The 23,102-nt window shown below is 61.3% G+C and carries 22 protein-coding genes; 11 read left to right on the top strand and 11 right to left on the bottom strand.

Annotation, left to right across the window (positions count from 1 at the left end):
- Nucleotides 1-20 precede the first annotated feature (20 nt).
- Complete coding sequence (locus AB4Z32_RS05560) at nt 21-2,003, bottom strand: monovalent cation:proton antiporter-2 (CPA2) family protein (protein ID WP_441934925.1); 1,983 nt, start codon at nt 2,001-2,003, stop codon at nt 21-23.
- Nucleotides 2,004-2,091: 88 nt separating this feature from the next.
- Between AB4Z32_RS05560 and AB4Z32_RS05565 the strand changes: the two genes are divergently transcribed.
- The 10 genes from AB4Z32_RS05565 to AB4Z32_RS05610 all read left to right on the top strand — a co-directional run bounded on the left by AB4Z32_RS05565 (nt 2,092) and on the right by AB4Z32_RS05610 (nt 10,897).
- Entirely contained in the window at nt 2,092-3,126 is a 1,035-nt protein-coding gene (locus AB4Z32_RS05565) for a KpsF/GutQ family sugar-phosphate isomerase (protein WP_441934926.1), read from the top strand.
- The gene (locus tag AB4Z32_RS05570) at nt 3,126-3,659 is read left to right on the top strand and encodes a KdsC family phosphatase (protein ID WP_441934927.1); all 534 of its coding nucleotides are present in this window, start codon (nt 3,126-3,128) and stop codon (nt 3,657-3,659) included. Before AB4Z32_RS05565 ends, AB4Z32_RS05570 begins: the two co-directional genes overlap by 1 nt.
- Before the next feature lie 13 nt (nt 3,660-3,672).
- Nucleotides 3,673-4,281, top strand: coding sequence for an LPS export ABC transporter periplasmic protein LptC (lptC, locus tag AB4Z32_RS05575; RefSeq protein WP_441934928.1), 609 nt, complete (start codon nt 3,673-3,675; stop codon nt 4,279-4,281).
- Nucleotides 4,278-4,859: a lipopolysaccharide transport periplasmic protein LptA gene (gene lptA / locus AB4Z32_RS05580; RefSeq protein WP_441934929.1), complete on the top strand. Its 582-nt coding sequence runs from the start codon at nt 4,278-4,280 to the stop codon at nt 4,857-4,859. The genes lptC and lptA (AB4Z32_RS05580) overlap by 4 nt, the downstream gene beginning before the upstream one ends.
- On the top strand, nt 4,860-5,420 hold the full coding sequence (gene lptA / locus AB4Z32_RS05585) for a lipopolysaccharide transport periplasmic protein LptA (RefSeq protein ID WP_441934930.1): 561 nt from the start codon (nt 4,860-4,862) through the stop codon (nt 5,418-5,420).
- Complete coding sequence (gene lptB / locus AB4Z32_RS05590) at nt 5,420-6,196, top strand: LPS export ABC transporter ATP-binding protein (RefSeq protein WP_441934931.1); 777 nt, start codon at nt 5,420-5,422, stop codon at nt 6,194-6,196. Before lptA (AB4Z32_RS05585) ends, lptB begins: the two co-directional genes overlap by 1 nt.
- A 2-nt stretch (nt 6,197-6,198) precedes the next feature.
- Nucleotides 6,199-7,695 carry an RNA polymerase factor sigma-54 gene (locus tag AB4Z32_RS05595; RefSeq protein WP_441934932.1) on the top strand — a complete coding sequence of 499 codons (1,497 nt, stop codon included), beginning with the start codon at nt 6,199-6,201 and terminating at the stop codon, nt 7,693-7,695.
- A 102-nt stretch (nt 7,696-7,797) separates the two neighbouring features.
- A complete protein-coding gene (gene hpf, locus AB4Z32_RS05600) occupies nt 7,798-8,157 on the top strand; it encodes a ribosome hibernation-promoting factor, HPF/YfiA family (RefSeq protein WP_441934933.1) in 360 nt (119 codons plus the stop codon).
- A gap of 104 nt (nt 8,158-8,261) precedes the next feature.
- Entirely contained in the window at nt 8,262-9,347 is a 1,086-nt protein-coding gene (locus AB4Z32_RS05605; RefSeq protein WP_441934934.1) for an enoyl-CoA hydratase/isomerase family protein, read from the top strand.
- Between the two features lie 146 nt (nt 9,348-9,493).
- Complete coding sequence (locus AB4Z32_RS05610) at nt 9,494-10,897, top strand: GntP family permease (protein ID WP_441934935.1); 1,404 nt, start codon at nt 9,494-9,496, stop codon at nt 10,895-10,897.
- A gap of 46 nt (nt 10,898-10,943) precedes the next feature.
- Here the strand turns inward: AB4Z32_RS05610 and rapZ are convergent, their stop codons facing one another.
- The 5 genes from rapZ to ilvA all read right to left on the bottom strand — a co-directional run bounded on the left by rapZ (nt 10,944) and on the right by ilvA (nt 16,175).
- Nucleotides 10,944-11,807 carry an RNase adapter RapZ gene (gene rapZ, locus AB4Z32_RS05615; protein WP_441934936.1) on the bottom strand — a complete coding sequence of 288 codons (864 nt, stop codon included), beginning with the start codon at nt 11,805-11,807 and terminating at the stop codon, nt 10,944-10,946.
- A gap of 73 nt (nt 11,808-11,880) precedes the next feature.
- Entirely contained in the window at nt 11,881-12,816 is a 936-nt protein-coding gene (hprK, locus tag AB4Z32_RS05620; protein ID WP_258843954.1) for an HPr(Ser) kinase/phosphatase, read from the bottom strand.
- A gap of 9 nt (nt 12,817-12,825) precedes the next feature.
- Complete coding sequence (locus tag AB4Z32_RS05625; RefSeq protein ID WP_258843953.1) at nt 12,826-13,308, bottom strand: PTS sugar transporter subunit IIA; 483 nt, start codon at nt 13,306-13,308, stop codon at nt 12,826-12,828.
- 349 nt (nt 13,309-13,657) lie between these two features.
- Nucleotides 13,658-14,488: an NADPH-dependent 7-cyano-7-deazaguanine reductase QueF gene (gene queF, locus AB4Z32_RS05630; RefSeq protein WP_441934937.1), complete on the bottom strand. Its 831-nt coding sequence runs from the start codon at nt 14,486-14,488 to the stop codon at nt 13,658-13,660.
- 121 nt (nt 14,489-14,609) lie between these two features.
- A complete protein-coding gene (gene ilvA / locus AB4Z32_RS05635; protein WP_441934938.1) occupies nt 14,610-16,175 on the bottom strand; it encodes a threonine ammonia-lyase, biosynthetic in 1,566 nt (521 codons plus the stop codon).
- A 138-nt stretch (nt 16,176-16,313) separates the two neighbouring features.
- Between ilvA and AB4Z32_RS05640 the strand changes: the two genes are divergently transcribed.
- The gene (locus AB4Z32_RS05640; protein WP_441934939.1) at nt 16,314-16,817 is read left to right on the top strand and encodes a YqaA family protein; all 504 of its coding nucleotides are present in this window, start codon (nt 16,314-16,316) and stop codon (nt 16,815-16,817) included.
- On the opposite strand, the gene AB4Z32_RS05645 is transcribed toward AB4Z32_RS05640, so the two are convergent.
- The 5 genes from AB4Z32_RS05645 to AB4Z32_RS05665 are packed head-to-tail and all read right to left on the bottom strand — an operon-like array spanning nt 16,818 to nt 22,935.
- The gene (locus AB4Z32_RS05645) at nt 16,818-17,078 is read right to left on the bottom strand and encodes a PAAR domain-containing protein (protein ID WP_441934940.1); all 261 of its coding nucleotides are present in this window, start codon (nt 17,076-17,078) and stop codon (nt 16,818-16,820) included. It lies immediately after the preceding gene.
- Between the two features lie 13 nt (nt 17,079-17,091).
- Nucleotides 17,092-18,450: a T6SS immunity protein Tli4 family protein gene (locus AB4Z32_RS05650; RefSeq protein WP_441934941.1), complete on the bottom strand. Its 1,359-nt coding sequence runs from the start codon at nt 18,448-18,450 to the stop codon at nt 17,092-17,094.
- The gene (locus tag AB4Z32_RS05655) at nt 18,447-19,628 is read right to left on the bottom strand and encodes an esterase/lipase family protein (protein WP_441934942.1); all 1,182 of its coding nucleotides are present in this window, start codon (nt 19,626-19,628) and stop codon (nt 18,447-18,449) included. Before AB4Z32_RS05655 ends, AB4Z32_RS05650 begins: the two co-directional genes overlap by 4 nt.
- Entirely contained in the window at nt 19,625-20,173 is a 549-nt protein-coding gene (locus AB4Z32_RS05660) for a hypothetical protein (RefSeq protein WP_441934943.1), read from the bottom strand. Before AB4Z32_RS05660 ends, AB4Z32_RS05655 begins: the two co-directional genes overlap by 4 nt.
- Before the next feature lie 20 nt (nt 20,174-20,193).
- Nucleotides 20,194-22,935 (bottom strand): type VI secretion system Vgr family protein, encoded by a 2,742-nt coding sequence (locus tag AB4Z32_RS05665; RefSeq protein ID WP_441934944.1) that lies wholly within the window; start codon nt 22,933-22,935, stop codon nt 20,194-20,196.
- Between the last annotated feature and the right edge of the window lie 167 nt (nt 22,936-23,102).

The following is a 23,102-nucleotide window of genomic DNA, read 5'->3' on the forward strand; positions in this document are numbered from 1 at the left end:
GCGGGCTCGGCGAGCCCACTCTACCGTAAAAGCCGGCCCTCGGCGCGGTTGACCGCCGTCCCGGTCCCGCGCAGCACCACCACGTCGCCGGCGCGCAGCTCGGTATCGTCTTCGGGCTCGATCCGCTGGTTGCCGCGCCGGACCGCCGTCACCTCGGCGCCGACTTCGTCGAAGCCCAGGTCGCCGATGCAGCGGCCGACCGCGCCGGCATCCTCGGCCAGCACCACCGAGTGCAGGCGCACGTAGCTGTGCTCCGGATCGTCGCTGACGTCGCTGGCGCCGTGGAAAAAGCCGCGCAGCGAGGAATAGCGTTCGTCGCGCGCGGCCTGCACGCGGTGCACCACGCGCCGCAGCGGCACCCCCATCACCACCAGCGCGTGCGAGGCCAGCATCAGGCTCGATTCCAGCGCCTCCGGCACCACCTCGGTGGCGCCGGCGCGCTTGAGGACGTCGAATTCGGTGTCGTCGTGGGCGCGCACGATCACCGGCAGCTTGGGCGCCAGTTCGTGCACCAGGTGCAGCACCTTGAGCGCCAGGCGCGTATCGGCGAAGGTGATCACCAGCGCGCTGGCGCGGTTGATGCCGGCCGCGATCAGCGATTCGCGCCGCGAGCAGTCGCCGTAGGAGACGTTGGCGCCGGCCGCGCGCGCTTCCTGGACCCGCTCGGGATCGAGGTCGAGCGCATACCAGGGCAGCTTTTCCTCCGACAAGAGAGTAGCCAGGCTCTGCCCGCTGCGGCCGAAACCGGCGATGATCACGTGCTTCTGCGCCGCCATCGTGCGGCTGGCGATCTGGGTCAGCTGCAGCGACTGCAGCATCCATTCGTTGGACGCCATCTTCATCACGATCTTGTCGCTGTTGGCGATCATGAAGGGGGCCAGCAGCATCGACAGCACCATCGCCGCCAGCACCAGCTGGATCAGGAAGGGATCGATCAGCTTCGAGCCGGAGGCCAGGTTCAGCAGCACGAAGCCGAATTCGCCGGCCTGGGCCAGGGCCAGGCCGGTGCGCATCGCCACCCCGTCGGAGGAGCCGAAGGCCTTGGCCAGCGCCCCGATCAGGGCGAACTTGAGCAGCACCGGAATCGCCAGCATGGCCAGCACCAGCCACCAGTTGGCCAGCACCAGCTCGAGGTTGAGCAGCATGCCGATGCTGATGAAGAACAGGCCGAGCAGCACGTCGCGGAAGGGCTTGATGTCCTCTTCCACCTGGTGCTTATACTGGGTCTCGGAGATCAGCATGCCGGCCACGAAAGCCCCGAGGGCCAGGGAGAGGCCGGCGCGCTCGGTGATCCAGGCCGCGCCCAGCGTCACCAGCAGCAGGTTCAGCATGAACAGTTCCTGCGAGCGGCGCTTGGCGACGATGGTGAACCATTTGCGCATCAGCTTCTGGCCGAAGAACAGCAGCAGGGCCAGCACGGCGGCGGCCTTCAGCGCGGCCCAGGCCAGGTTCATCGCCAGTTCCTCGGCCGGCCGCGCCAGCGAGGGAATCAGGATCAGCAGCGGCACCACGGCCAGATCCTGGAACAGCAGGATCCCGATGATGCGCCGCCCATGCTCGCTCTCGAGCTCGAGGCGTTCGGTCAGCAGCTTGGAGACGATCGCGGTGGAGGACATCGCCAGCGCGCCGCCGAGCGCCAGCGCGGCCTGCCAGCCGGTGTTGAACGGCGCCGGCAGGCGCGGGGCCAGCAGCGAGGCCAGCACCGTGATCAGGATGGTCAGCGAGACCTGGGCCAGCCCGAGCCCGAACACGATGCGCCGCATCGCCTTGAGCTGGGCCAGCGAGAATTCGAGGCCGATCGAGAACATCAGGAACACCACGCCGAATTCGGCCAGGGCATGGGTGCTGGGACCGTTGTCGGCCAGTTGCAGGGCGTGGGGGCCGATCAGGACGCCGACGGCCAGGTAACCCAGCATCGGGGGGAGGTGGAGCATCCGGAACGCAACCACGCCAAGAACGGCGCTGCCCAGCAGCAGAAGAGTTAATTCAAGGCCTGATGTCATGCTGGGGTGTGGTCACGATCCCGTAAATATGTGCGCTCTGTTACGTCTGGCAAGTTTTTTGCTTTCGCAATTCGGATATACTTCCACCATGAGTGTAACCGATGAAAAAATAATGTTGACAAGTTTTGACGAGGCCCAGGCAAAGCGCGCTCTGGAGCTGGCGCGCGAGACCCTGGACATCGAAGGCGAAGCGATCCGCAAGCTGAGCGCGCGTCTCGGCCAGGACGACAGCCTGAAGCCTGCCGTTGCGCAAGCTGTGGCCCTGATGCTGGCCTGCAAGGGCCGCGTGGTCGTCTCGGGCATCGGCAAGTCGGGTCACATTGGCCGCAAGATCGCCGCGACCCTGGCCTCGACCGGCACCCCGGCCCTGTTCCTGCACCCGGCCGAAGCCGCCCACGGCGACCTCGGCATGGTCACGCCGCAGGACGTGCTGGTCGCGATCTCGTATTCCGGCGAAAGCGCCGAGCTGGCGGTCGTGATTCCGGCCGTCAAGCGCATGCGCGTGCCCGTGATCGCCATGACCGGCAAGCCGGGCTCGCGCCTGGCCCAGGTTGCCGACGTCCACCTCGACGTCTCGGTCGACAAGGAAGCCTGCCCGCTGAACCTGGCGCCGACCGCGTCCACCACCGTCACCCTGGCGCTGGGCGATGCCCTTGCCGTCGCGCTGCTGGAGCTGCGCGGCTTCAAGTCGGAAGACTTCGCCCTGTCGCACCCGGGCGGCGCCCTCGGCCGCAAGCTGCTGACCCACGTGCGCGACGTGATGCGCAGCGGCGACGCGGTGCCGAAAGTGAAGCCGAATGCTCCGCTGACCGAGGCCCTGCTGGAAATCTCGCAGAAGGGCATGGGCATGACCGCCATCGTCGACGACGCCGGCCGCCCGGTCGGCGTGTTCACCGACGGCGACCTGCGCCGCCTGTTCGAGAAGACCCATGACTTCAGCAGGCTGACGATCCAGGACGTCATGCACGCGAATCCGCGCCGCATCCATCCCGAGCAGCTGGCGGTCGACGCCGTTGCCGTGATGGAGGAATTCCGCATCAACCAGATGCTGGTGACCGACGCCGACGGCATGCTGGTCGGCGCCCTCCACATCCACGACCTGACCCGCGCCAAGGTGATCTGATGGTGACCCAGCTGGAACATCTGCAGCGTGCCGCGCGCGTGAAGGTCATGATCTTCGACGTCGACGGTGTCCTCACCGACGGCAGCCTGACCTATGACGCCAACGGCGAGATCACCAAGACCTTCTTCGTGCTGGACGGCCTCGGCATCCAGCTGCTGAACCGCACCGGCGTGCAGACCGCCATCATCAGCGCGCGCAATTCGCCGATCGTGGTCAAGCGCGCCGCCGACCTCGGGATCACCCACGTGTTCCAGGGCCAGCACGACAAGCGCCTGGCCTTTGCCGAGCTGCTGGAAAAGACCGGCGTGACGGCCGAGCAGTGCGGCTACATCGGCGACGACGTGATCGACCTGCCGCTGTTCACCCGCGTCGGCTTTGCCGTCACGGTGCCGAGCGGCCATCCGGAAGTGCAGTACCGCGCCCACTACGTGACGAAGAATGCGGGCGGACGCGGCGCCGTGCGCGAAGTCTGCGACATGGTGATGCGCGCCCAGGGAACCTACGAACAGGCATTGGCACCGTACTTTGGATAATCCTTCGCAAGCCATGGCGACCACGACCTACGTCAACAAGCGCACCGCGCACCGCTGGCGTCTGCTGGCATTGATGCTGGCGGCCGTGTTCTTCGCCTTCGGCAGCTTCTGGCTGGTGCAGGTGATGCGCGGCGAAGGCGAAGCGCACCGCGTCGACGTGGGCGACGATCCGGACTACATCATCGACAACTTCAGCTTCGTGCGGATGTCGGAAGCCGGCCAGCCGCGCTACGTGATCTCGGGCGAGCGCCTGACCCACCGCCCGGCCAACAACACCTCGGTGATCGACAAGCCGGTCGTGCAGAGCATGAGCACCGACCGGCCGCACATGACGATGACGGCGAACACCGCCAACGTCAACCAGGACCAGAACCAGATCGACCTGATCGGCAATGTCGACATCTCGCGTCCCGGCAACGCCACCTCGAAGCCGATGCGCATCCGCACCGAGGCGCTGACCGTGCTGCCGGACGAGGAAATCTCGAAGACCGACAAGCCGATCCAGATGACGCTCGGCGCCGCCTCGGTCACCGGCGTCGGCATGGTCGCCAACAACGCCACACAGCAGGTGACGCTGGGCGGCCGCGGAGAACTCATCTTCCCGCCGAAAGGAAAACAATGAAAAAAATACTCGCTGTCGCCGCGCTGTCGCTGGCAAGCCTGACCGCCTCGGCGGAGCGTGCGGATTCTCTCAAGCAGGCCAAGATCGATTTCAACAACGCGCACATCGACGAGGTCACCCAGACCCGCACCTTCACCGGCAACGTCGTGCTGACCCGCGGCACCCTGACGATCAAGGCCGACAAGGCCGTGCTCACGGAATCGCCGGAAGGCTATATGGCGGTGACCCTGACCGCCGCGCCGGGCCAGCCCGCGACCTTCCGCCAGAAGCGTGACGGCGGCCCCGACCTGTGGGTCGAAGGCCAGGCCCAGCGCATCGAATACGACGAGCGCACCGAGCTGGTCAAGCTGTTCTCGAACGCGGTCGTCAAGCAGCTCGAGGGCAAGCGCATGACCAGCGAGGTGAACGGCCCGTTCATCTCCTACGACAACCGCACCGAGCAGGCCAACGTGTTCAACGACACCAGCGGCGAAAGCAAGCCGGGCGGCGGACGCGGCACCATCATCATCGCGCCGCGCCGTACCGCGCCGGCGGCGGCTCCCGCGACCACGCCGGCGGCGCCGGCAGGGAAGCAGTAAATGAAGGCCGTCCTTGCCGCTGCCGCGCTGTTGCTGGCGCCGCTGGCGCAGGCGGAGCGGGCGGATGCGCTCAAGCCGCTGAAGGTGGTCGGGGGCAACGGGACCCTGGACCAGGTCACGCAAACCGTGGTCCTGACCGGCGGCGTGACCGCCACCCGCGGCACCATGCTGCTGAAGGCCGAGCGTGCCGAGATCAAGGAAGCGCCGGACGGTTACAAGACCATCGTCCTGGTCGCGGCGCCCGGCAAGCCGGCGTCGTTCCGCCAGAAGCGCGACAGCGGCCCCGAGCAGTGGGACGAAGGCCAGGCCGAGCGCATCGAGTACGACGAGCGCACCGAGGTCGTCAAGTTCAGTTCGAACGCCGCCATCAGGCAGCTGGAAGGCAGCAACGTGATGCGTGAAATGGGCGGCGAATTCATCGCCTACGATGCGCGCAAGGAAGTCCTGCTGAACCTGAACGACCCGAGCGGCGTCGACAGGCCCGGCAAGGCCCGCGCCAGTTTTACTTTTTATCCGCGCCGCACTGCGTCGGCCGGGCAACCGGAAGCAGGAAAGCAATGATGGATGTACACGCAGACGCCGCCGCCATCGCGAGCGGCGGCAGCACCCTGGTGGCCAAGGGGCTGCAGAAAAGCTACGGCAAGCGCCTGGTGGTGCGCGACGTTTCGCTGCAGGTCGCCTGCGGCGAGGTGGTGGGCCTGCTCGGCCCGAACGGCGCCGGCAAGACGACCTCGTTCTACATGATCGTGGGCCTGGTGCCGGCCGACGCCGGCGCCATCGTCATCAACGGCACCGACATCACCAGCCTGCCGATCCACCGGCGCGCCATGCTGGGCCTGTCCTACCTGCCGCAGGAAGCCTCGGTGTTCCGCAAGCTGACGGTGGAGGAGAACATCCGCGCCGTGCTGGAACTGCAGCGCGAGGACGGCAAGCCGCTGGGCAAGAACCGCATCGAGGAGCGCCTCAACGAGCTGCTGGCCGAGCTGCAGATCGAGAAGCTGCGCGAGAACCCGGCGCTGTCGCTGTCGGGCGGCGAACGGCGCCGCGTGGAGATTGCGCGCGCCCTCGCCACCAACCCGCGCTTCGTGCTGCTGGACGAGCCGTTTGCCGGCGTCGATCCGATCGCGGTGATCGAGATCCAGCGCATCGTGCGCTTCCTGAAGGAGCGCGGCATCGGCGTCCTGATAACCGACCACAACGTGCGCGAGACGCTCGGCATCTGCGACCGTGCCTACATCATCAACCAGGGCGCGGTGCTGGCGTCGGGACGCCCGGACGACATCATCGCCAATGAATCGGTTCGCCGCGTCTACCTGGGTGAACATTTCCGGATGTAGTCATGAAACAGACGCTGCAACTCAAGACCTCACAGCACCTTGCGCTGACACCGCAACTCCAGCAGTCGATCCGGCTGCTGCAGCTGTCCACTCTCGAGCTGCACCAGGAGATTGAACAGGTCCTCAGCGACAACCCGCTGCTCGAACGCCTCGACGATCCGCTCGACCACTCGGTGCGCCTGCTGGCCGACGGCGCGATCAACAACGGCGCGTCGACCTCCACCACGCCCGACTCGCCGCCCTCGTCCAGCCAGGGCGAGGAGGGCAATGGCGGCGGTGGCGCCGAAGCCGAAGGCGGCGACAGCGACAACGGCGATGCCGGCGGCGCCGAGCACGACATGGACTGGGGCGATTCTGGCCGTTCCGGCAGCGGCAGCGGCGGCGAGGAAGAGGACGGCCGCCCGCAGCTGGAAGCCAGCCCGGTCTCGCTGCGCGAACACTTGATGGAGCAGGTACGCCTGACCTGCATGTCGCCGCGCGATTGCGCGCTGGTCGAGATCGTCGTCGACACCCTCGACGACAACGGCTACCTCGAAGAAACCCTGGACGAGCTGCATGCGCGCCTCCCGGCCGAACTCGAAGTGGAATTCGAGGAGTTGCGCACCGCGCTGGCGCTGGTGCAAAGCATGGACCCGCCCGGCGTGGGCGCGCGCAGCGCCGCCGAATGCCTGGCGCTGCAGATCCGCCGCATGCCGGGCGTGCCGCTGGTCACGCGGCGCATGGCGCTGACCATCGTCGAACGCTACCTGACCTGGTTCGCGCAGCGCGAATTCAACAAGCTCAAGAAAGCCCTCGACTGCGACGACGAAGACCTGCGCGAAGCCCAGGCCGTGATCCGCCATTGCAATCCGCATCCGGGCGCGGCCTTCGCTTCCGACGTTTCCGACTTCGTGGTGCCGGACGTGATCGTGCGCCGCGCGAAGGACGGCTGGAGCGTGCAGCTGAATCCCGAGGTGATGCCGCGCCTGCGCGTGAACAGCCTGTATGCCACCTTGATGAAGCAGGGAAAATCGGAATCCCAGCTGGCGGCGCAGTTGCAGGAAGCAAAATGGCTCATCAAAAACATGCGCCAGCGCTTCGATACTATCCTTCGGGTAGCTCAAGCAATCGTGGAGCGCCAGCGGAACTTTTTCTCCCATGGCGCCGTTGCCATGCGGCCCCTTGTTTTACGTGAGATAGCTGATACACTAGGTCTACACGAGAGCACAATTTCTCGTGTCACAACTCAGAAATACATGCTGACGCCGCACGGCATGTTCGAGTTGAAGTACTTTTTCGGGAGTCACGTCGCGACCGAGGCAGGAGGAGAAGCCTCCTCGACCGCGATCCGGGCTCTCATCGTACAACTCACAGGAGCAGAAGACCCCAAAAACCCTTTATCCGACAGCAAGATCGCGGAGATGCTAGGGGAACAGGGAATGGTTATCGCACGCCGCACGGTAGCGAAATACCGCGAGGCGCTGAAGATCCCTCCCGTCAGCCTCCGTAAATCTCTGTAGCAAGCTCTTTCAGCAAGCTCTTGCAGCAAGCTTCTTGCAACAACGCTGCCCTGGTGCGTGGTATGCGCGTACGACAGGCAGCGCATCATCAAAGGAGTGTGTATGAATCTCACTATCAGCGGACATCATCTCGATGTAACCCCGGCAATCCGTGAATACGTACAGAACAAGCTCGAACGCATCACCCGCCATTTCGATCAAGTGATCGACTCCCACGTCATCCTCTGCATTGACAATCTCACCGAGAAAGAAAAGCGCCAGAAGGCCGAGATCAACTTGCGCCTCGCCGGCAAGATCGTTCACGTCGCCAGCGCCGCGCACGACTTGTACGCCGCGATCGACATGCTGATGGACCGGCTCGACCGGCAGGTGCAGAAGTACAAGCAGATGCTGCAGGATCACAGTAGTACACCGCTCAAGCGCATACCCAACGATGGAGGAGAAGCTGCCGCTACAGCGTGATCCTTCCGCTGGCGCAGCACAAGCAAGGAAGGGCGCATCTGGCGCCCTTTTCGTTTTCCGGGCCGCGCTACAATGCCGTTTTCCATTTCAATAAATAAAAGAACATGAGCGAATACGTGCAGACCCGCGTTGCCAGCGGCACCGGCATCATTACCCTCGACCGTCCCAAGGCCCTGAACTCGCTGTCGCTGGAGATGGTGCGCGCACTGACGGAGACCCTGCTGGCCTGGCGCGACGATTCGAACGTCGACGCCGTCGTTATCAAGAGCAGCAGCGAGAAAGCCCTGTGCGCAGGCGGCGACATCCGCTTCTTCCACCAGGCCGGGCGCGCCACGCCCACTGGAGGCAGTGCGCTGCTGGAAGACTTCTTTACCGAAGAATACGCGCTGAACCACCTGATCCACTTCTATCCGAAACCCTATATCTCGTTGATGGACGGCGTGGTCATGGGCGGCGGCATGGGTATCGCCCAGGGCGGGCCCGAGACCGGCCTGCGCATCGTGACCGAACGCACGAAGATGGCCATGCCCGAGGTGAACATCGGCCTGTTCCCGGACGTCGGCGGCAGCCACTTCCTGTCGCATGCGCCGGGCGCGCTCGGCATGCATCTGGGACTGACGGGGCTGACCATCGGCGCCGCCGATGCGCTCTACGTCGGCCAGGCCGACGTGTTCGTGCCGGGCGCCGAACTGCCGGCACTGCATGCGCTGATCGCTGCGACGCCGGGCAAGCAGCTGGCCGATGCGATCCGCGCCTTCGCCGCGCCGTTCGCGCAGCAGGCCGGCGCCAGCGAACTCGAAGCGCAACGCGCGCTGGTCGACAGGCACTTTGGCGCCGACTCGGTACAGGCCGTGATGGTCTCGCTGGAGGGCGATGACACCCCATTCGCGCAGAAGGCCCTGGCCGCGATGCGCCAGCGCTCGCCGCTGATGATGTGCGTGACGCGCGAGATGCTGGTGCGCGGCGCCACGATGGACGTGGCCGCCTGCCTGCGCATGGAGCGCTCGCTGGTGCGCCGCAACTTCGAACACGGCGAAGTGCTGGAAGGCGTGCGCGCGCTGGTGATCGACAAGGACAATGCGCCGAAGTGGAACCCGCCCGCGCTGGATGCCGTCACGCCGGAGATGGTGGCGCGCTTCTTCGAGCCGGTGTGGCCGGCGCATGCGCATCCGTTGCGCCACCTGCCATAAGCGGCGCCCGCTCCGCCGCCCCGGCATCCGCCGGGTTTTTTTTCGCCGACCGATAATGCGTTGCAGCATAAGCACGAATTTATGCGATGATTTCATCAGGCAATGAAATAATGGCATAGCCAAGCACAACAATAGAGGAGTCCAATTTGTCGTTTCTGATCGTCCTGGCCGCGCTGGCCTTCCTGATGGTGGCCGCCTACCGCGGCTATAGCGTCATCCTGTTCGCACCGATCGCCGCCCTCGGCGCGGTCCTGTTCACCGACCCGTCCGCCGTGGCGCCGGTCTTTTCCGGCATCTTCATGGAAAAGATGGTCGGCTTCGTCAAGCTCTATTTCCCGGTCTTCATGCTGGGCGCCGTGTTCGGCAAGGTCATCGAGATGTCCGGTTTCTCGAAATCCATCGTGCAGGCGGCGATCCGCTACATCGGCCGCTCGCGCGCGAACGCCGTGATCGTCGCCGTGTGCGCGCTGCTGACCTATGGCGGCGTGTCGCTGTTCGTGGTGGTGTTCGCCGTGTATCCGTTTGCGGCTGAGCTCTACCGTCAGAGCAATATTCCGAAGCGCCTGATGCCGGGCGCGATCGCACTGGGCGCCTTCTCGTTCACCATGGATTCGCTGCCGGGCACGCCGCAGATCCAGAACATCATCCCGACCACCTTCTTCAAGACCACCGGCTGGGCCGCGCCCGTGCTCGGCACCATCGGTTCGGTGTTCATCATCGTGGTCGGCCTGACCTACCTGGAATGGCGCCGCCGCGCCGCGATGGCGAAAGGCGAGGGCTATGGCGCGCACGCCGATGTGCCCGAGGCGGAGGCGAACCGGGAAGCGCTGCCGCATCCGCTGATCGCGGTGCTGCCGCTGGTGCTGGTGGGCGTGGCCAACTTCGCATTCACCAAGATGATCCCGGTCTGGTACGGCGCCGGCGCCTATACGGTGCCGCCCGAAGTGCTGCCGGGCGTGCACACGCCGGTGACGGCCACGGTCAAGAGCGTGCTGGCGATCTGGTCGGTCGAAGCCGCGCTGCTGCTCGGCATCCTGCTGGTGCTCGCGACCGCCTTCCGCCGCGTCAGCCAGCGCTTTGCCAGCGGTTCGAAAGAAGCCGTCGGCGGCGCCCTGCTGGCGGCGATGAATACCGCGTCCGAATACGGTTTCGGCGGCGTGATCGCCGCGCTGCCGGGCTTCATCGTCGTCAGCGATGCCCTGAAGGGGATTCCGAACCCGCTGGTGAATGCGGCGGTGTCGGTCAGCTCGCTGGCCGGCATCACCGGCTCGGCCTCGGGCGGCATGAGCATCGCGCTGGCCGCGATGTCCGACCTGTTCATCAAGGGCGCCGAAGCGGCCCATATTCCGATGGAAGTCCTGCACCGCGTGGTGGCGATGGCCAGCGGCGGCATGGACACGCTGCCGCACAACGGCGCCGTGATCACCCTGCTGGCGGTGACCGGGCTGACGCACCGCGAGTCGTATCGCGAGATCTTCGCGATTACCGTCATCAAGACGCTGGCGGTGTTCTTTGTGATTGGGGTGTTTTACGCGACCGGGTTGGTGTGAGTGTTAGCTCGTCGTCCCCGCGGAGGCGGGGATCCCGGTTCGGCTATCAGTGCTGCTCGCGATGCCGCACAACCACCCGTTCGGATTCGCCGAAGTAAGCCGCCAGCCGTTCCGCCATGTACACGGAGCGGTGCTGTCCACCCGTGCAGCCGACCGCCACCGTCAGGTAGCTGCGGTTGTCGGTCTTGAACGATGGCAGCCATTTGGCCACGAAGGCGCGGATGTCGGCCAGCATTTCGACGGCCTGGGGCTGGGCGTCGAGGAAGGCGATGACGGGCGCGTCCTTGCCGGTGAGCGGTCGCAAGGTCAGGTCGTAGTAGGGATTCGGCACGGCGCGCACGTCGAACACGAAGTCGGCGTCCAGCGGCACGCCGCGCTTGAAGGCGAAGGATTCGAAATACAGGGTCAGCTTCGCGAATTCGATCTCGGCCAGTTCCTTGACCCAGGCGCGCAGTTTGTTCGCCGACATTTCCGAGGTGTCGATCACATGGCCCAGCTTCTCGATCGCTCCCAGGCGGTCGCGCTCTTCCGAGATGCATTCGATCAGCGTGCGGCGCGAAGCCGGGTTCTCGCCCGGGCGCAGCTCGTGCGACAGCGGATGGCTGCGGCGGGTCTCGGAAAAGCGGGCCACCAGCGAATGGGTGCTGGCAGTCAGGTACATCACCTTGACGTCATGCCCTTGCTCGCGCAGCGCGCGGACCGTGGCCGGCAGTTCCGCCAGCGACTCGGCGCTGCGTGCGTCGACGGCGACGGCGACGCACTTGCTGTCGGCGCCATTGACTGTCTCGACCAGCAAAGGCAGCAGGGCGGGCGGCAGGTTGTCGACGCAGTAGTAGCCTGCGTCTTCGAGAACATTGAGGGCTACCGACTTGCCGGAACCCGAGATACCGGTGATGAGAACGATTCGCATGTGTCCATCATACCGCAACGGTAAGACCTTGTCGCCAGTGGCCAGGCCAGTTGCGATGGTGGTAACTTAGAACCTAATCGCCGCTCATCGCCTGGCGTTGACGTTCCATGAACTCCTGCAGCGTATCGATACCGCGCAGCTGCAGGATGGTATTGCGCACCGCGGCTTCCAGCAGCACCGCGATGTTGCGGCCGGCCGCGACGGGAATCACGACCTTGCGGATCGGCAGGCCGAGCACGTCCTCGGTCGGGAAGTGGAAGGGCAGTCGCTCGACTTCCTCGTCCAGCGCGCCGCGCTTGACCAGATGCACGATCAACTTCAGCCGCATCTTGCGGCGCACGGCGGTCTCGCCGAAGATCGCCTTGATGTCCAGCAGGCCCAGGCCGCGCACTTCGAGCAGGTTCTGCAGCAGCGGCGGGCAGCGGCCCTCGATCATGTTCGGGGCGATGCGCGAGAATTCGACCGCGTCGTCGGCCACCAGGCCGTGCGAACGCGAGATCAGTTCCAGGCCCAGCTCGCTCTTGCCGAGGCCGGAATCGCCGGTGATCAGCACGCCCACGCCCAGCACGTCCATGAACACGCCGTGCATGATGACGCGCTGCGCCAGTTTCTTCGATAAATAGACCCGCAGGAAGTCGATGACCTGGGCCGCCGGCAGCGGGGTCGAGAACAGCGGAATGTTCTGCTCGTCGCAGATGGCGAGAATGTCCGGCGGGGTGTCCAGGCCCTGGGCGATGATCAGGGCCGGCGGGCCGCCCGCGATCATTTCGCCGATCATGTGGCTACGCGAGCCCGACTTGAGACGCTGGTAGTAATTCAGTTCCTGGTGCCCGAACACCTGGATGCGGCCCGGGTGGATGAGGTTCAGGTGGCCGACCTGGTCGGCGGCCGAGACGGCGTCGCCCGAGATCAGGCGTTCGCCGCCGGGGAAGCCCGCGAACCAGCCAAGTTGCAGGCTATCGCGATTGTCGTCGTACAGCCTCTGGATGGTCAGCGGAGTCTGGAGCATGGCCTTATTCTAACCCAGTGCCTGCAGGCTCGGTTGCCAGTTGATAATGCGTTCATGCACCGAGCGCGGGTCCGGATCGGTGGCCAGCGCGGTACGCACGGCTTCGTCGGAGAACAGTTCGGCGATTTCGGACAGGATTTCCAGGTGCTGCTGGGTCACGTGGTCCGGGATCAGGAGGAAGAACAGCAGGCTGACCGGTTGGCCGTCCGGCGATTCGAAGGGAATCGGCTCGGCCAGGCGGACGAAGGCGGCCAGTGGCGACTTCAGGCTCTTGCTGCCCTTGATGCGGCCATGCGGCACGGCCACGCCATGACCGAGACCGGTCGAACCGAGGCGTTCGCGCGCGAACAGGTTGTCCGAGACCGTCGAGCGGGCGATGCCGCAGTTGTTCTCGAAGATCAGGCCGGCCTGTTCAAAGGCGCGCTTCTTGCTCGACACTTCCAGATCGAGCTGAACGTTTTCGAGCGAGAGGATTTTGCTTAGATTAGTCATAACACGCTTCTGTTGCGGTACACCCAGGTTCTTGCGAGCGGGAATTATAGGCCTGTTTCATGGCCATGACATTCGATTTCGCGTCTGTACGACTGGCTGTTTTATCCCTGTGGCCAAACATCGGTTTGATCGCGCGCAATCGTTTTGTATCTACACGCAATATCCGCTACGAAATTTCAAATTTCTCGAATGGAAAGGCGAATTTCAGACCCATCTTCCGTATTTTCTAGCCGAAACTTGCCAGCATGCCCAGTCTGCGCTTCGTCACTGCGAAACGATTGACGTCGCTTTGATGCCACGGTTCTGTCGCTGGAAACGAACACTAGATGGGGACAATGCCTGGATTTTTCTACTGCCGGGCGGTGCGCAGATTGGGCGCCTTGCCGGCGCTGAAATTCGCGCGCCAGGGATTGATGTCGAGTCCGCCGCGCCGCGTGTAGCGGGCGTAGACCGCCAGCTTGTGCGGCTTACACTGGCGCAGGATGTCGGTGAAGATGCGCTCGACACATTGCTCGTGAAATTCGTTGTGCTCGCGGAAGCCGATCAGGTAGCGCAGCAAGCTTTCCTGGTCGATCTGCGGACCGGCGTAATGGATCTGCACGGTACCCCAGTCCGGCTGGCCCGTGACCAGGCAGTTCGACTTCAGCAGGTGGGATACCAGGGTCTCTTCGACCGCGGCTTCGTCGTGCCTGGCCTTGAGCAGTTCCGGTGCCGGGCTGTAATTGTCGACCTCGATGTCGAGGCGGTCCAGCAGCACGCCTTCCAGCTCGCCCATCTTGAGCTTGCCGAAGTCTTCCGGCTGGGTGAGCGTCACGGCTACCTGCGCGCCGAAGGCAGTCGACAGGTCTTCGCGCAGCAGGGCCAGCAGGGCGTCCGTATTCGCCAGGCGGGTCTGGTTGAAGGAGTTGAGATATAACTTGAAGGACTTCGATTCGACGATATTGGGCGAATCGGCGGGGGCCGTGATGGTCGCGATCGCCACCTGCGGCTTGCCGCGCATGTTCAGCCACGACAGCTCATAGGCGTTCCAGATGTCGACGCCGAAGAAGGGCAGCGTACCTTTCAGGCCGAGCTCGTCACGCTTCTGCTGGCGCGGAATGGGAAACAGCAGCTCGGGCGCGTACTGGGTCTGGTAGGCCGAGGTCTTACCGAGCGGCGATTGATCAGGGGTATTGGTCATAGTCAGTCTCGAGGTGCGGGACTTGACGCGGGATCGCCGCGTCGGCAAAGCCGCGTATCGTACACCTTTATGCCAATTACTGCGCTGAATTACGCGTGGACACCCTGTGCCCACGCCGCAATCACAAGAACAGCTTGTAGACGGGATTGTTGGTTTCATCCCAGTGGCGATACCCCAGACTAGCCAGGAATTGCCGGAACTCATCCATCTCCCCCGAAGGCACCTGCAGCCCGACCAGGATGCGCCCGACGTCTCCGCCCTGGTTGCGATAGTGGAACAGCGAGATATTCCAGTTCGGCGCCATGCTGTCCAGGAAACGCATCAGCGCGCCCGGACGCTCCGGAAATTCGAAGCGGTACAGCAGTTCGTCGTGCGCCAGCGCGCTCTTGCCGCCGACCAGGTGGCGGATGTGCAGCTTGGCCAGCTCGTCGTGGGTGAGGTCGAGGGTGCGGAAACCGTGCTCCTCGAAGGTGCGGGCCAGCATGCCGGATTCGCTGCGGCTGCCGATCTGCACGCCCACGAAGATGTGGGCTTCGCGCTCGTCGCTGATCCGGTAATTGAACTCGGTGACGTTGCGCGGGCCGACCAGGGCGCAGAAGCGCTTGAAGCTGCCGCGCTGCTCGGGAATGGTGACGGCGAACACGGCTTCGCGGTCCTCGCCGATTTCGGCGCGCTCGGCCACGAAGCGCAGGCGGTCGAAATTCATGTTGGCGCCGCAGGCCACCGCCACCAGGGTCTCGTTCTTGACCGGATTGCGGGTCAGCAGCGAGCGCTCGACATAGGCCTTGGCGCCGGCCACGGCCAGCGCGCCGGCCGGCTCGAGGATGCTGCGGGTATCCTGGAACACGTCCTGGATCGCGGCGCAGATCGCGTCGGTATCGACGATCACGATCTCGTCGACCACTTCCTTGGCGATGCGGAAGGTTTCCTCGCCCACCAGGCGCACCGCGGTGCCGTCCGAGAACAGGCCGACGTCGGGCAGGGTGACGCGTTCGCCGGCCTTCAGGCTCTTCGCCATCGCATCGGAATCGACGGTCTGCACGCCGATCACCTTGATGTCCGGGCGCACCGCTTTCACATAGGCGCCGACGCCGGAGATCAGGCCGCCGCCGCCGATCGCCACGAAGATCGCATGGATCGGGCCGGAGTGCTGGCGCAGGATCTCCATGCCGATCGTGCCCTGGCCGGCGATCACGTCCGGATCGTCGAAGGGGTGCACGAAGGTCAGCTGCTGCTCGCGCTCGAGCAGCAGGGCGTGGTTGTAGGCGTCGGTATAGGAGTCGCCGTGCAGCACGATTTCGACGTTGGCGCCGCCGCGTTCCTTGACGGCGTTGATCTTCACCGGCGGCGTGGTGGTCGGCATCACGACCAGTGCGCGGCAGCCGAGGCGGCTCGCGGACAGCGCCACGCCCTGGGCATGGTTGCCGGCCGAGGCGCAGATCACGCCGCGCTTGAGCTGCTCGAGCGGCAGGTGCGCCATCTTGTTGTAGGCCCCGCGCAGCTTGAAGCTGAACACGCTCTGCATGTCTTCGCGCTTGAAATAGATGCGGTTGCCGATGCGCTGGGACAGCGTCGGCGCCAGCTCGAGCGGGGTTTCTTGGGCCACGTCATAGACGCGCGCGGTCAGGATTTTCTTGAGGTAGTCGGTAGTCATGGCGGATGTGATAGTGGATTCCGGAGGCGACATCAGGACTGTCTTGCAAGGCGGATAACCGAGGCGTGCAGTACGGCGGGCGGCGCGGGATGGAGCGGGGCCTACCGTGTCGTGGCGGTGGGTTTTTCCTCATTATAATGGACCTATCCTGCTCTTCATTCAACCCCACCCATGATCGAGTCCGCCGTCCTCTGGCTGCTGAAAGTCCTCGCTGTGCCAACCGTCGGCCTGACTTCCGTCTTCCTGATCGCCTTCGTCTCGGCCACCCTGTTGCCGCTGGGCTCGGAACCGGCCGTGTTCGCGGTGGTGAAAGCCAACCCCGCCATGTTCTGGCCGGTGATCCTGGTCGCCACCCTCGGCAACACGCTGGGCGGCATGGTCGACTACTGGATCGGCTACCGCGCCAAGGTCGCCTTCGCCAAGGAGCGCAAGTCGCGCTGGTTCCACTGGCTGGCGCGCTACGGCTCCAAGACCATGCTGCTGTCCTGGGTGCCCGGCATCGGCGACCCGCTGTGCACCCTGGCCGGCTGGCTGCACCTGCCGTTCTGGTCCAGCGTGATGTACATGGCGATCGGCAAGTTCGGGCGCTATATCTTCATGACCGTGACCTTGCTGTACGTGCCGGATGGATGGTGGAAGTGGATTGGAGAGATGACGGGCCGAGTGTTTGGGTAATCAGGTTCGTTCGAACGTCGTGATAGTGGATTTCAGCGTCGCGCCGCAGCTGGTTTTGTGTCCGTCATAAGCGACGGCAATGCCGTTGATGGTGTGATGCGAGTCGCCTTCGATAATCGTGCCGTCGCCATGTATCGGACAGGTGCATTTGTCCCCAACACAGGCGACGGCTATGCCAGCGACCGTAAAGTGGGTTGCGGCGACGTTTACGACTTTGCCGCCGTGGCTGGTAGGGTCGTTCAGGCGGACGATGTTAGGCATTGTTGGCCGCCCTTTACCCGGCAGTCGGTGGCGTTGCTTGATTCTCGTCGTAGGCAACCAGCTTCCATACAGTTGGGACTGGATGTGTCGTGCCTTGACCGGTCAGCTTTTGCCAGAAGCTGGTCCCATCAAGCACAGCGTATGGCATAAGTTCGCCAGCTTTGAGCAAGCGGCGGTTGTTACTACCCTTGAGTTTTTGGGTTTCTGTGCACTCCCACCAGCCGGTTTGTGGGCATGGTTCGCCAGTGCGAGACAAGCTCGCGAGTGGAACTCGCTGCGGAGTAGGCGGGGGTGTCGCATCGCTGGGCTGGCGCACTCGGATCGTGGAGATGAGTTTATCCCACAGCATTAGCGCTTCCTCGTCCGTGAGACTTGGGTCTACCTTGCCTTTGCTGTTGTCCTTCACGCCGGTGTCGAGTCGGATGTCGAGCTCTGGGTGCAATGGGTCCTTTATGGCACCGACACTATGGAATCGAAATTCATGTACAGACTTGCTATCTTTGTAAGCAGGGGTACGTAAAGCCAGTTCGACTCCTTCCCAATTATTCAACTGGCGAGGTTGTTCGCGGAGAATCTTGGTACGTGAGAAAATGGCACCCAAGCCATCTGCCTCAGCAATTTCTTTGGCTTGGGCCCTTAATAATATAGGATTATTGCTCTCCCGTAGGTGTTCTAGATTTTTGTGCATATCTATCGAAAGATGAACGTCAGGAAATTCTTTTATGCGAACGCCCAATCTTACCCATTCGCGTTCTTCTGCAAGCGAGATGAATCCGCCTTCAATACATACTCCTGGATCGGCCGGGATTTCGTTTTCTGAGCGCGAACGCAAGTGTCCAGCTATTCGGTTGAGCATAGGTACTTGATCTTCTTCGGGAAGCGCAAAGTCATGATTTTGAACGAATAAATCATTCCCTACGGGAATGTAAGAATATATTGAATATCCGGCTTGGTTTTTTGATCCAAATACGATCTTTTGCCCCGGAATCGCACCGTCAATAATTTTTCCAAAAAGTGGCAGTCGACGGATGTCGTCTTTGAGTAAGTACTGTCTTTCTTCTTCAATCTCGCTCAGTCTTTTAGCTACATATTTTTCTAAGTTGGTAGCTTCTCCTTCATGAAAGACGATCGGTACTTCTATGTCGGCAGGGCCATATACGATGGTTGCGGTCGCTGGAACATTTATTAAAAAGCGACCAAAGCAAACTTTGCGGGTTTTTTCAAAAATAGGCTGTAGGCGGGAAGCAAGATCTATCATAGGTTGCCTCGATTCAAGTGCAGTGCTACGCTGACAAGCACAAAGCAAATTTGTAAAAAGAAAGGCAATTAAAAAATACGTAGCTAACCTTCTCTGCTGAGAGAATTTCATCATTTCGACCATTTCATGGTGGATGCTATTCGGAATAGGCTGTAAAGCGTAGCAGCAAGTACCGCATTGTTACTATAACTGGATTGATGCTCGTAGCCAGTTTGTCTAAAAACCCCTTTGAATTTCCCGCTTTTAAGTTGTGCATCCGCAGAGTGCAGAGGTACAGTTTGATCGCCGGGATCTTCAGCTTCCTGTAAGACGGTTTCGAATTGGAGCTTGGCTTCGTTCGGTTTGGTCTTCAGTTCAGGATCAGTTAGATACAATTTTCCTTTGGCATTGTCTGTAACAACGCGTAGTCGGTCTACGTCGTTTATGATTTCTTTGTTTTTGATTTCCCAAACAACTTTTTGCCACGCGGGTCGATTTGAATCGGCGCCATAATGTGCATAGCTTTGGTCGTGATAAGTGTTTGAGATTTCCGAGTGAAAGGATTTTGCTCTGTCTAATAAGATCAGGGAATTGTTGAACCCAGATGTTTTCAAATCTGCAGGATTGATCCACTCTTCTCGAAATAAATTGAACCATTTGTTTCGAATCTTGTAAATTTCATCATAAGGGTCGCCGTTTTCGGGAAGACGTTTAAGCGTTTCCCCTTTTTGCTTTACTTGTAGCCAGTGGTTTCCGTAGGCTTGACTTGGCAGTAGCTCCAACCCGCCTTGGGAATTGGCAAGTACGGAGGTAACATCACTGCCGAGGTAACCCAGTACCCTCGCACTGATTCCTCTGCCTTCAAAGCCACAACGCATACGCTTGTACGCAGTGCCAGCACCTATCGCTGGCATTACCCCATGGACAACCCCAAGTACCTGATCGTTGAGTTTGCCCATTTCGGGATGAATCACGGCGCGTGCTACCAGGCCACCCATCGAATGCGTAATAAGAATGACTTTTTCGCATTGAAAACCCTGGTCTTGATAAGTCTTCATTAACGTCCGAATACGGCCAGCGATCCTGACGCCGGATACAGCGTTTCCCTTAAGCCAGTTGTAGCCCATCGCATGGACAGGGAACCAACAGCCTTTCACCGCGTTGCGTATAGTCTTTTCGTCGAGTTCCCCCAGCGTTGAAGCAGGATGGGCTTGCCACATTGACGGGGCAACACCTACGACAAATTTCTTTAAATATACATCCAAGCTTCCTTGCGAAAAGGCTGCATTTAGCCGTTGTTCACAGGTACTCAAGATCTCCTGATAGCTACTGAAATACACTTCTCCCCAGCCACGCTCACGCGCTTTCTGATCGCGGTTTTCGGATTTGACGTCCCAGGTAGATCATTTTGAAGAAGTGGGCCGTCGAATCGTTCGAATGCCGAGTACATGAATGTCGCTCGTACTTCGCTGTTACGTTGGTCAGCGGTTTCGTTTGAGTTGCCTGTAGGATTATTGATGGGATCGTAGATATCCAACTCGGTCGTCTCTGGGTCCAGGCGAAGCTGCCTCTCGATTGGGGAATCATTAACCTGCCCAAGCGTCACCGAAAGGTTGTCCGGCCGCCATGCGATATTGTTTTTCTTTCCAAGCTGCTCCTGACGTGCCGCGCTCATGCGCAGATTCGATCCCATGATCCCCGGTATGAAAATAATCGGTAGCACACGCTTGGGCGGGATGCTGTGAATCTGCGGCGTTTTATCTTGCTTGGGTGTGACAAATCCCTGCGCGACCGTGCCTTGCTGCCGAGCCGGATCGACGGGAAGCTTATAGCCCACCAGCTTGCTTTTTTCTGTCATCGTTGCGGTCTCCTGTCTGGTCAGTCGTAGATTGCTTCGATCGCAAAGTGGCCGAAGGGAATGGTCGAAGTGAGTATCTGAGTCAGCCCATCCGAATCGGTTTGGCCTTCCAGGATCTGGCCATCCTCCATCGTCGCTCGATAGCGTAGATTGGCCAATGGCTCACCGGTGCTCAGGTCGACCATGCGCACGCGTTGGTCATAATTTGCCGAACTCCCGGGAATTTTCAGATCGATTGACCCGCCATCGCCAGCGCCAGGAAATTCGGCTTTGGCGGACTTGACCACGAAATTGCCTGTGCATTGATGGGTGATGGTCCCCCCTCCAAATGCCGCCTGAGCACCTTTGGAAATGACGGTGACTTTGGGAGACTGCAGAACGATTTCATCGGCAGCGGAAAGGACGATACGCTTGGCCGAGGTGATTTCCACGTTATCGTCATGAGCCTGGACCTCGACTTTTCCACTAGCAGCGATCAGCTTGGTGCCGAGTGCATGGGCGAAGAGGCTGATGCTTTCCAGCGCATGAAGCACCAGTCTACGTCCGGCCGAAACCTGCGTATTGCCGAGACTGACGACATCGACGTGCGTCTGCGCTCCGATGGCAATGCCAGCTTGGCTTCCCAGCAGCATACCGGCTGGTGCTTGGACGGCGACGATCGGCTGGCCGCCAGCCCTCATCTGGTCTTTTGCGGTGTTGCTACCATCTTCCCACTGCTTCAGATGGCCCGACACCTGGGCTAGTGAGTCTCCATTCGCTGCATCAGCCTCGTGTTTCTCAGCCACCTCGGCAAGTTGCTTCTGAATCGTCTCTAGCGCCTTCGCCAGCCCGGTCAGCCCGTCACGATCGAGCTGGCGACCGGCAGCTCGCAAAGAGGCGTCCGCACTGATGAGAATGCCTTTGCCAGCTCGCAACGACAAACTGGCATCTGTTCGCAGCTCTGCACCTTCACCGCGGGCCTCGGCTTTGCTGTCGTGCCGTGGATGCGTCAGATAGCCTAAATTCAGTTGGCTGTGGCCGTGCTCGCTCGCCAGTTGAGCACTGATCTGGTTCGGTGTGTCGTCCAATCGGAGCTGATTGGCGCGCCGCGACTGACCTTCTTTGCTGACGATCCCGGACAGGTGCTTGTCGCCGGGCAGAATACTGGTTTGGTTGAAAGAGGGTGGTGATGTATTCCCTCCATGTACGCTGCCGATTATCAATGGCTTATCCGGGTCCCCTCCCAGGAAAACAACGACCACTTCGTCGCCAACGCGTGGCAGGGAAATAACACCGTACCGATTTCCCGCCCATCCTGTGGAGATTCTCAACCATGYAGAGTCGCGATCGCTGTCAGAAGCCCCAGCACCCTGAGCATGCTCGTGGTCTTCCGTTCGGCATGCTGGAAACCGAACCTTTATTCGTCCAAGTTCATCGCAGTGGATTTCATCATTCACAGGGCCGACGACGATAGCGGTTTGTGCTTCCGTACGCGGCAAGTCGATACGAGGATCGTAAGCAGGGACGATTGGAATGCCACGCCGTGTGCAGGTAAAGCGATTTGTGTAGCGCATGCTGCGTTCATCACTCGCCTGACGGATGCTGGCTTGATCGCTGTCCCAGCCGTTCAGAACAAACATACGGCGAATTCGTTCGTCGAGCGTCTTGGGTAGATTGTTCTCAGCTTCGACCCTCAGCTCAGTGCAGACAAACGCTCTCTCATCGACCGGATGGGAGTCGATCTCGGGATGGCCCTCGATTAGCCTCCACTGTCCGACTTGCATATCGCGATCGCCACTTTCGCCTTGAAAAAGCTTCGCTTCATATTCCTTGCGTTGAATTCGGAGTACGCCCAGGGAGCGGTAGTCGCCCATATCGTTGCCCGTGTGGGGGGAATCGACTAAGTAGTCATCCAGACTGTAGGCGAACTGATTGCCAAGCAATCCTTGATCGTTGATGCTCGTTTCGCTGGTCATCATTGACCAGGTTTGCTTATAGTCCCAACTGCAGCGGCTTGCGCGGCCTGCCGTTAATTTTCTTGCTGCGTGCCACCTAGTGATACCGTCACGATGCTCGGTACCGGCATCCCGGTGAAAGCGCGCTGGACCAGCTGGGTTTTCCTCCAGAGTCATCGCGTCGTCGAACAACACGAGCGTATGGCATGGAGTGCCTTCGCTGCCTCTCTCAGTCGCGGAGCCAGGTTGGATAAACCAGGCGATACCGCGCCGCTTCCAAAGACGGCGCAAAAAAACCGCATTCGACTCGTTGTACTGCATGGTGAATTCCCGCGCCGGGTATTGTTTCAGGCGTTGAACGTCGAAATCGAACGCACGTGCAGCCACCGGATTGGCTTCGCGCCACTCACGCAGAACGGCGTAAGTGATATCAACTTCGTTGGCGTTACGGAAAACGCGTGTATTGCATGTTTCTTCGAGAAGAGAGAAGGCGTCGCGGACAATGAGTTGATATGTCGCCAACCCACCATCGCTCTGGCCTTCGACGACGCTGTTGATGATGCCGCATACTGGGCGTAAGCCGCCTGAGGCAGTCACGAACTGTAGTTCGATTGGATTGGCAATGAATTGTTTGAGGTCCATGCCGGCATGATTCGACACGCATAGCAACGAATATTCGATGCCACTGCAGATCGATTCAGCGCCACTCACGTGCTTGACAAGCAGCAGGTCGTCAACCACGCCTTTTTGAGTCCAAAGACGTAGCCGAATCGGGCGGTTCGCTTCAGTCAGGCTGGAATTGAAGAAAGGTAATTCGTCGAGAATCACGTGATTTCCTTTGAAGAAAGCAGTGCGACGATATTTCGGGAATGCAAAGCGCTATCTTAGCGACACGCTTAAAGGCGGATTTGATCTTGCGCATTGCCATTTTTTGGTCTTGGCAAACACGCTTATGCATCAAGTATCGGAAGCCGACGTCAGAAATTCAGGAGTCG

The sequence above is a fragment of the Massilia sp. 2TAF26 genome (genome assembly GCF_052115005.1).
Lineage (GTDB): Bacteria > Pseudomonadota > Gammaproteobacteria > Burkholderiales > Burkholderiaceae_D > Telluria.

Excerpts from the sequence above, each read along its gene's own strand:
- AB4Z32_RS05660 (WP_441934943.1), bottom strand. The coding sequence starts at position 20,173 with ATGACAGAAAAAAGCAAGCTGGTGGGCTATAAGCTTCCCGTCGATCCG.
- hprK (WP_258843954.1), bottom strand. The coding sequence starts at position 12,816 with ATGCTCCAGACTCCGCTGACCATCCAGAGGCTGTACGACGACAATCGC.
- ilvA (WP_441934938.1), bottom strand. The coding sequence starts at position 16,175 with ATGTCGCCTCCGGAATCCACTATCACATCCGCCATGACTACCGACTAC.
- lptA (WP_441934930.1), top strand. The coding sequence starts at position 4,860 with ATGAAGGCCGTCCTTGCCGCTGCCGCGCTGTTGCTGGCGCCGCTGGCG.
- rapZ (WP_441934936.1), bottom strand. The coding sequence starts at position 11,807 with ATGCGAATCGTTCTCATCACCGGTATCTCGGGTTCCGGCAAGTCGGTA.
- AB4Z32_RS05625 (WP_258843953.1), bottom strand. The coding sequence starts at position 13,308 with ATGACTAATCTAAGCAAAATCCTCTCGCTCGAAAACGTTCAGCTCGAT.
- AB4Z32_RS05565 (WP_441934926.1), top strand. The coding sequence starts at position 2,092 with ATGAGTGTAACCGATGAAAAAATAATGTTGACAAGTTTTGACGAGGCC.
- AB4Z32_RS05645 (WP_441934940.1), bottom strand. The coding sequence starts at position 17,078 with ATGCCTAACATCGTCCGCCTGAACGACCCTACCAGCCACGGCGGCAAA.
- queF (WP_441934937.1), bottom strand. The coding sequence starts at position 14,488 with ATGACCAATACCCCTGATCAATCGCCGCTCGGTAAGACCTCGGCCTAC.
- AB4Z32_RS05650 (WP_441934941.1), bottom strand. The coding sequence starts at position 18,450 with ATGATGAAATTCTCTCAGCAGAGAAGGTTAGCTACGTATTTTTTAATT.
- AB4Z32_RS05570 (WP_441934927.1), top strand. The coding sequence starts at position 3,126 with ATGGTGACCCAGCTGGAACATCTGCAGCGTGCCGCGCGCGTGAAGGTC.
- AB4Z32_RS05595 (WP_441934932.1), top strand. The coding sequence starts at position 6,199 with ATGAAACAGACGCTGCAACTCAAGACCTCACAGCACCTTGCGCTGACA.
- lptB (WP_441934931.1), top strand. The coding sequence starts at position 5,420 with ATGGATGTACACGCAGACGCCGCCGCCATCGCGAGCGGCGGCAGCACC.
- AB4Z32_RS05605 (WP_441934934.1), top strand. The coding sequence starts at position 8,262 with ATGAGCGAATACGTGCAGACCCGCGTTGCCAGCGGCACCGGCATCATT.
- lptC (WP_441934928.1), top strand. The coding sequence starts at position 3,673 with ATGGCGACCACGACCTACGTCAACAAGCGCACCGCGCACCGCTGGCGT.
- AB4Z32_RS05640 (WP_441934939.1), top strand. The coding sequence starts at position 16,314 with ATGATCGAGTCCGCCGTCCTCTGGCTGCTGAAAGTCCTCGCTGTGCCA.
- AB4Z32_RS05560 (WP_441934925.1), bottom strand. The coding sequence starts at position 2,003 with ATGACATCAGGCCTTGAATTAACTCTTCTGCTGCTGGGCAGCGCCGTT.
- lptA (WP_441934929.1), top strand. The coding sequence starts at position 4,278 with ATGAAAAAAATACTCGCTGTCGCCGCGCTGTCGCTGGCAAGCCTGACC.
- hpf (WP_441934933.1), top strand. The coding sequence starts at position 7,798 with ATGAATCTCACTATCAGCGGACATCATCTCGATGTAACCCCGGCAATC.